Source organism: Roseateles saccharophilus (assembly GCF_004342485.1).
In the GTDB taxonomy this organism is placed as follows: domain Bacteria; phylum Pseudomonadota; class Gammaproteobacteria; order Burkholderiales; family Burkholderiaceae_C; genus Pelomonas; species Pelomonas saccharophila.
Genome location: NZ_SMBU01000030.1, coordinates 64,885 through 71,202, shown reverse-complemented (window position 1 = coordinate 71,202; position 6,318 = coordinate 64,885). Strand labels below are relative to the sequence as shown.

The following is a 6,318-nucleotide window of genomic DNA, read 5'->3' as shown; positions in this document are numbered from 1 at the left end:
CGCCTGACCGACCGTGTTCAACGGGTCAATTCACCCCGGCCAGGTGGAGCAGTTTGAGTGGCCATAAGTGGGGCACTTTGGGTGGCCGCCGGGGCTCGTCGCGCAGCAGGATGTACACGCGCCGGAGTTCGGCGAGCGACACCACCCTGAACGCGATCTGGTTGATGGTCGAGGCCGACGCCGCATCGCGCCCGGGCACCAGCACGATCTGGTGATGCTCTTCGGGATTGCGCGACAGGAAGACCAGGTTTGCGCCCCGAATCTCCGCGCGATCGGTGATGGAGAAGCCCAGCACACGGGTATAGAAGTCGGCCATCACCGCCATGTCCACGACGTAGATGCCGAAGTGGGCCAGGGCCATCTTGGGCAGATCGTTCATGTGCAAATGCTCCTTGGACTGGCGGCCAACTCGTCGGAGTCTGCACCGCCGGGAGTTGTCTTGGCAGACTATCGTGACTATGATGATAATCACAATACTAACTATATGCATCGATTCATGGATGGCAAGTCGTTTTTGCAGCGGTATCTGGACGGCGACGAGCGCGAAGCGCCTCGGCGTGGGCCGACGTATCTGGCCAGGCGCTTTCACCAGCTCACGCTGGGGGTCCTGTCCCAGGCGCTCGAGGGGTCGGGATTGGTGTCGACGCAGTGGGGCATCCTGCGTTCCATCCACCTTGAGCCGGGAATCGGCCAGCGGCGGCTGTGCGAGCGACAGAGCATCGATCCGAACTCGGCCAGCCGCTTCGTCGACGAGCTCGAAGCGATGGGCCTGGTCCGACGCGATCCCGTCCTTGGAGACCGACGAGCCTATGCGCTTCATCTGACCGAGGCGGGCCGCAAGCTGCGCAGCCGGCTGCGCCCCAAGGTGCTCGCGGCGCAAGAACGCGTCATGGCCCCGCTAACGCAGGGCGAGTGCGAAACATTCCTGAACCTGCTGGCCCGGGTGGTGGAGGCCAACGGTGAGCTCGCGCGTCCAGGCAACGGGCGTCGGCGCCCTGTCCGCACGTTGGGGCGCGAGAGTTCGAATTCAGCGGTCGCGCCGGCCAACACGTTCCCGCGACCATGACCAAGGGGCGCGGCTGACAAGGAGACTTCCATGGGTCTGTCCCTCGTTCCCGACAATCGTCGCCGCGCGATCCTCGGTGCGGCCCTAGCTTTTACCGCCACCGGGGGGTGGCCGCAGCCCACGACGGCGCCTCTGCACCTGCTGATCGGGGCGGCGCCCGGCAGCGCGATGGACATCTCGGGCCGGCAGATCGCCGAGGCGTTCACGGCGCAGACCGGGCAGTTCGTGGTCGTTGACAACCGGCCTTCTGCCGGCGGCGTCCTCGCGTTGGACGTGGTGCGCCGCGCGCCCCCGGACGGGCAGACCTTGGGTTTCGTGTATGCCATGCAAATGACAGCCGCGCCTGCGCTGTTCCAGAGCCTGCCTTACGACCCCATGCGCGATTTCACCCACGTGGCGATCCTGTTCGTCGGCGTGCAGGTCCTGGTGGTCCCTGCGTCGCTGCCGATACACACGTGGGCCGAGCTGATCTCGCTGGCCCACGAGCGGCCCCAGGGGCTGCGCTATGGGACCGCTGGCGTCGGCTCGCCTCAGCACCTGAGCATGGAGCTCATGCGAAGGAGCACCGGCACGAAGCTGCTGCATATTCCTTATCGTGGCCCCGCCGCCGTACAGGCCACGCTGGTTGGCGAAGTCGACATGACGCTCGAAGGCTTGGCCTTGCTGTTGCCCTACATCCGCGCCGGGCGGCTCAGGCCCATCGCGGTGGGAGGCAGCAGGCGGCTCGATGTCATGCCGCAAGTGCCCACATTCAATGAACTTGGCGTCCCAGGCGTCGGCGAAATATGGGTGGGCCTGGTGGCCCCGCCGGGTCTTCCTGCGACGAAGAGGGCGTCGCTCCAGGCGGCCATGGCACGAGCCGTGCTGGCGCTGAAGGCCGACTATGTGTCAATCGGCCGCGTCGTCGAGCCCGGCACCGGAGACGCGATGAGCGAGACGATCCGGCAGGAGACGCCAGTGTGGCGTGAGCTGATTCGCAGCGCAGGCATTAAAGCTGAGTGAAGCGCCGCCTGTCATCTGGGTCTTCACTGCCTTGAAAGCACCAAGCAACCGCTGCCCAGATCGATTGCGTGAGCTCGCCCCTGACGGGAGCTCACGGGCCTCGGCTTCGAGACAAGGCTCCCTCTAGTGGCACCGCGGCCAGAGCCGCCCCTCCAGGCCGCGAAATCAACGCCACCAAGATCGCAACCTCGTTGTTGCCAGAACAAACGCGAGCGTCAGTCATTCGCAGCCCGGAGGCAGGCACCGGCCGGCGAGTACCCGGTCTCGAGGCTCAAGCGGTCGTAGCCGGCGGCCTGCATCGAATGACTGGTGATGGTTGTAGCCGACGTTCAGGTGGCCATGGTCGAATGACTCTGACCAGCCTGAAGCAGACCTCCGCGGGCAACCGGCATCGGCCGCCGCACCTGCTCAGCCTACTCCCAGCCTCTCGTCCAGCGCCACCAACGCCTCCACCGCGCCACAAGCCAAACCTACGCCGAAGGCCGGGGCGATGGCCGGCTCGCGTGGGTTGATGCGCAGCAGCTGGCCGCCGTGCTCGACCAGCACCCGCTGGCCGAAATGGCGCACCGACGGCACATCGGTGCCGGCACCGATCTCGACGACGACGGGGCGCTCTACCTGGGGCAGCCAGCGCGCGAGCCGCCCGGCCTGGGCGTCGTAGCGCTCGCAGAGCCAGCCCCAGTCGCCGAACATCAGCAGATTGGGTCGGGCCAGCCCGCCGCAGCCGGGGCAGGCCGGCAGCTCGCCGCGCCAGCGGCACTCGGCCTCGTCGATGTCGGGCGCGAGTGCATCGGCCGGCCAGGGGTTCTGCCTGCAGCCGCGCAGGCATTGCAGCCAGTGCAGCGAGCCATGGCATTCGTGGATCAGGGCCTCGTCGTAGCCGGCGCGCTGGAACTGGCCGTCGACATTGCTCGTGAACACGGCCAGGCCGTGCTGCATGCGCTCACCCCAGCGGCGCAGCAGCGCGAAGCCGGCATGCGGCACGGTGCGGCGGTAGAGCGCCAGGCGGTGGCCGTAGAAGCCCCAGGCCAGGCGCGGGTCGCGCTCGAAGCTGGCGGGCGAGGCGATGGACGTAAAGGACAGGCCGGCGCGGCCCAGCGCCGGGTAGGCGCGCCAGAAGCCTTGGGCGCCGCGGAAGTCGGGCAGGCCGGAGTCCACGCCCATGCCGGCGCCGGCCGCGACGATGAGGGCGTCGGCCTGCGCGATCAGCTCGGCCGCGTGGTCCAGGGCCTCGGCATTCATGGAGCCGGGCCCGCGTCCTGCTTCTCCCAGCCGGCGCGCTGGGCCTTGCGGTGCTGTTCCTCGGCGTCGCGCTCGGCGGCCATCTGCTGCTCGAACTGCTGGCGGCCCAGCTTGGCGGCGGCGATCAGCGCGTTCTCGTCGCCCTGCAGCGGCAGCATCTGGTTCAGCACCTCGATGTTGTGGCGGCGGAAGCGCATCGCCTGGCGGCGCGCGGCATGGGGCTCCATGCCGGTCAGCTCCAGCACGCTGCGCGCGCTCATCAGCGCGGCGTCGAAGGTCTCGCGTTCGATGTGGCGCACGCCGGCCGCATGCAGCTGGTAGTAGTGCTGCACATTGCGCGCGCGGGCGACGACGCCGAGCTGCGGGAAATGCTCGCGCGCGAGCTCGGCGATCTCCACGCTCTGGGCGATGTCGTCGATGGCGATGACGAGGATGCGCGCGGTCGCGGCGCCGGCGCTCTTCAGCAGGTCCAGCCGGGTCGCGTCGCCGTAGTGCACCGTCCAGCCGAACTTGCGCAGGCCTTCGATGGCCTCGGCGTCCTGGTCCAGCACAGTGGCCTCGATGCCGTTGGCGCGCAGCAGCCGGCCGATGACCTGGCCGTAGCGGCCGCTGCCGGCAATGATGATGGGTGCGGGCGGCGGCGGGGCTTCGTCGCGTTTCTTCCTCTCGCCGAGGCGGGCCAGCTTCTGCGACATCAGCCGGTCGCCGCCGCTCAGCAGCAGCGGCGTCAGCGCGAGGGACAGCGCGATGGCGGCGACCAGGGCCGAGTTCTGAGCTGCGGAGATCATGCCCTCGCCCTGGGCGAGCTGGAAGACGACGAAGCCGAACTCGCCGCCCTGGGCCAGCAGGATGATGAAGGCCGGGCGCTCGACGAGCGGGATCTTCATGGCCTTGGCCATAGGCAGCAGCACGAAGATCTTGCACACCAGCAGCGCCGCCAGCACGGCCGCGACGAAGCCGGGCTGGGCGGCGACGGCGTGCAGGTCCAGCCCCATGCCGACGGCGATGAAGAACAGGCCCAGCAGCAGGCCCTTGAAGGGCTCCAGGTCGGTTTCCAGCTCGCGGCGGTATTCGCTCTCGGCCAGCAGCACGCCGGCCAGGAAGGCACCCAGGGCCATGGACAGGCCGACGAGCTGCATCAGCGCCGCCGTGCCCATCACCAGCAGCAGGGCCGCGGCGGTGAAGATCTCGGGCGTCTTGCTGTGGGCGATCCAGCGCAGCGCCGGGCGCAGCAGCAGCCGCCCGCCGAAGATGATGGTGACGATGGCGCCCACCGCCTTGGCCGCGGCCAGCCAGGTGCGGCCGTCGCCGTCGTCGTGCGCGCCGCTGAGCGCCAGCACCGGCACCAGGGCCAGCACGGGAATGGCCGCGATGTCCTGCAGCAGCGCGACGGACAGGATGCTCTCGCCCGCCGTCGTGCGGCCCAGGTTGCGCTCGGCCATCACCGCGAGCGACACGGCGGTGGACGACATCGCCAGGCCCAGGCCGACGACCAGCGACAGCCGCCACGGGTGGCCGGTGGCGATGCCCACGGCCGTCAGCACGGCCGCGCAGCCCAGCAGCTGCGCGCTGCCCCAGCCGAAGATGGGCCTGCGCATGGCCCACAGCCGCTTGGGCTCCAGTTCCAGGCCGACGAGGAAGAGCATCAGCACGACGCCCAGCTCCGCCACCTCGGGGATGGCGGCGCTTTCGGGCACCAGGCCCAGCACCTCGGGGCCGATCAGCACGCCGGCGACGAGATAGCCCAGGATGGCGCCCAGCCGCAGCCAGCGCGCCAGCGGCACGGCCAGCACGGCGGCGGCGAGGAACACGAGCGGAAGCAACAGCCAATGTCCATGGCTCATTCGGCAGCTCCCCCATCCAGCGCCGAGAACATCGGCGGGCGCTCGTCCAGCTCTACGGCCTCCTCGTCGCCCACCTCGGGCGCGGCCAGCGACTGGCACCAGTCTGGGTAATGCTGCAGCCGCTTCACGAAAAGTTCGGCGTGGGCTGCGATGCCGGCGTCCGTCGCGCGATGCGCGCCGTGCAGGATCTGCGGCGGCAGATAGTGCATGCCGCAGGTCTTGGCGGACTGCTGGTAGGGCAGCAGGAATTCGCCGATGGCATGGTGGTTGTGGCCGCCCTCGGCATAGGCGGCGCTGCCGCCGCCGGTGGAGGTCACCAGCCAGAAGTCCTTGCCGTGCAGGGCGGTGCCGCCGGGGCCGTAGGCCCAGCCCAGGCGCAGCACCTCGTCCAGCCAGAGCTTCTGCAGCGCCGGCATGCTGTACCAGTAGATGGGGTGCAGCAGCACCACCAGCTTCGCGGCCTGCAGCGCGCGCTGCTCGGCCTCGACGTGGATGTGGAAGTCGGGGTAGAGGCGGTAGAGGTCGCGCAACTCCACGCGCCCGGCGGCGGGCGAGGCGCGCAGCGCGTCGAGCACGGTGCGCGTGGCCTGGGAGCGCGCGAGGTCGGGGTGGGCGGCGAGGACGAGGATGTCGCGGGGGCTACTGTCGGGCATGGGCGGCTAGGGTAACGTCCCTGCAAGACAGCTCCACTCTGGTCAGCCCCGATGCGCATCTTCGACACCCTTGCCGACCTTCAGCCCCTGGTGGGCCAATCCCTGGGCCACAGCGACTGGATCACGGTCGACCAGTCCCGCGTCAATGCCTTCGCCGAGGCGACCGAGGACAGGCAGTGGATCCACACCCATCCCGAACGCGCGAAGGAAGGCCCCTTCGGCGGCCCGATCGCGCATGGCTTCCTGACCCTGTCGCTGATCCCCTATTTCTTCGAGACCGGCTTCTCGGTGCGCGAGACGCGCATGGTCGTCAACTACGGCCTCAACAAGGTGCGCTTCACGGCGCCCGTGCCGGTGGGCAGCCGACTGCGCGCGGCCTTCAAGCTGCTGGCGCTGGACGAGGTGGCGGGCGGCGCCACGCAGCTGACGGTGGGCGTGGCCATCGAATGCGAAGGCCTAGACAAGCCGGTGTGCGTGGCGGAGAGCCTGGCGCGGCATTACCGCTGAATTG

The 6,318-nt window shown here is 69.2% G+C and carries 7 protein-coding genes; 3 read left to right on the top strand and 4 right to left on the bottom strand.

Going from position 1 to position 6,318, the window contains the following annotated elements; all coding sequences use genetic code 11:
* Positions 1 to 25: 25 nt before the first annotated feature.
* Complete coding sequence (locus EV671_RS20280) at positions 26 to 379, bottom strand: VOC family protein (protein WP_165917655.1); 354 nt, start codon at positions 377 to 379, stop codon at positions 26 to 28.
* Positions 380 to 496: 117 nt separating this feature from the next.
* On the opposite strand from EV671_RS20280, the gene EV671_RS20275 reads away from it, so the two are divergent.
* The gene (locus EV671_RS20275; RefSeq protein ID WP_165917654.1) at positions 497 to 1,066 is read left to right on the top strand and encodes a MarR family winged helix-turn-helix transcriptional regulator; all 570 of its coding nucleotides are present in this window, start codon (positions 497 to 499) and stop codon (positions 1,064 to 1,066) included.
* A 30-nt stretch (positions 1,067 to 1,096) separates the two neighbouring features.
* Positions 1,097 to 2,068, top strand: a complete 972-nt coding sequence (locus tag EV671_RS20270; protein ID WP_132575138.1) for a Bug family tripartite tricarboxylate transporter substrate binding protein — start codon at positions 1,097 to 1,099, stop codon at positions 2,066 to 2,068.
* Positions 2,069 to 2,476: 408 nt separating this feature from the next.
* Here EV671_RS20270 and EV671_RS20265 read toward each other — a convergent pair whose 3' ends face one another.
* Genes EV671_RS20265 through kefF form a run of 3 tightly spaced genes read right to left on the bottom strand, consistent with a single transcriptional unit; the run spans position 2,477 to position 5,807 of the window.
* Complete coding sequence (locus EV671_RS20265; protein WP_132575136.1) at positions 2,477 to 3,310, bottom strand: SIR2 family NAD-dependent protein deacylase; 834 nt, start codon at positions 3,308 to 3,310, stop codon at positions 2,477 to 2,479.
* On the bottom strand, positions 3,307 to 5,154 hold the full coding sequence (gene kefC / locus EV671_RS20260; protein WP_132575134.1) for a glutathione-regulated potassium-efflux system protein KefC: 1,848 nt from the start codon (positions 5,152 to 5,154) through the stop codon (positions 3,307 to 3,309). Before kefC ends, EV671_RS20265 begins: the two co-directional genes overlap by 4 nt.
* Positions 5,151 to 5,807: a glutathione-regulated potassium-efflux system oxidoreductase KefF gene (kefF, locus tag EV671_RS20255; RefSeq protein WP_132575132.1), complete on the bottom strand. Its 657-nt coding sequence runs from the start codon at positions 5,805 to 5,807 to the stop codon at positions 5,151 to 5,153. The genes kefC and kefF overlap by 4 nt, the downstream gene beginning before the upstream one ends.
* 51 nt (positions 5,808 to 5,858) lie before the next feature.
* On the opposite strand from kefF, the gene EV671_RS20250 reads away from it, so the two are divergent.
* Complete coding sequence (locus tag EV671_RS20250; protein WP_132575130.1) at positions 5,859 to 6,314, top strand: MaoC family dehydratase; 456 nt, start codon at positions 5,859 to 5,861, stop codon at positions 6,312 to 6,314.
* Positions 6,315 to 6,318 lie beyond the last annotated feature (4 nt).